The sequence below is a fragment of the Streptomyces sp. DH12 genome (assembly GCF_020873895.1).
Lineage (GTDB): Bacteria > Actinomycetota > Actinomycetes > Streptomycetales > Streptomycetaceae > Streptomyces.
Map to the genome: position 1 here is coordinate 1 of NZ_JAHWGT010000452.1, position 609 is coordinate 609.

Here is a 609-nt window from a genome sequence, read left to right on the forward strand (position 1 = left end):
GTGCCGTAGCGCGTGCGCTCGGGCGGATTGGCGGTGGCCGCCGCGGTCGACTCCGTCAGCCCGTACCCCTCGTAGATGTGCACGCCCGCGCCCGCGAAGAACAGGCCGAGGCGCCGGTCCATCGCCGAGCCGCCCGACATGGCGTGCCGGATCCTGCCGCCCATCGCCGTCCGGATCTTGGAGTACACGAGCTTCTCGAACAGCTGGTGCTGCATCCGCAGCGACGCCGAAGGACCCGGGCCGGTGCCCCAGGCCTTCGCCTCCACCGCGTCGGCGTACCGGACGGCCACGTCGACCGCCTTCTCGAACGGCCCCGCGCGTCCCTCCCGCTCGGCCTTGCGCCGCGCCGCGTTGAACACCTTCTCGAAGATGTACGGCACGGCCAGGATGAACGTCGGCCGGAACGCGGCCAGGTCGGGCATCAGCGCGGCCGCGTTGAGCTGCGGCTGGTGGCCGAACTTCACCTTGCCGCGGATCGCCGCGACCTCCACCATCCGCCCGAAGACGTGCGCCAGCGGCAGGAACAGCAGCGTCGACGCCTCGTCGCCCCGCTTGGAATGGAACACCGGCTCCCAGCGCTCGATGACGGTGTCCGCCTCGTACATGAAG

Annotated in this window: 1 protein-coding gene; it reads right to left on the reverse strand. The window is 71.1% G+C overall.

Translation table 11 applies throughout. From position 1 onward, the window contains the following. Nucleotides 1-609, reverse strand: a 609-nt coding sequence (locus LPA54_RS35115) for an AMP-binding protein (protein WP_228984655.1), incomplete at both ends; no start/stop codon positions are given.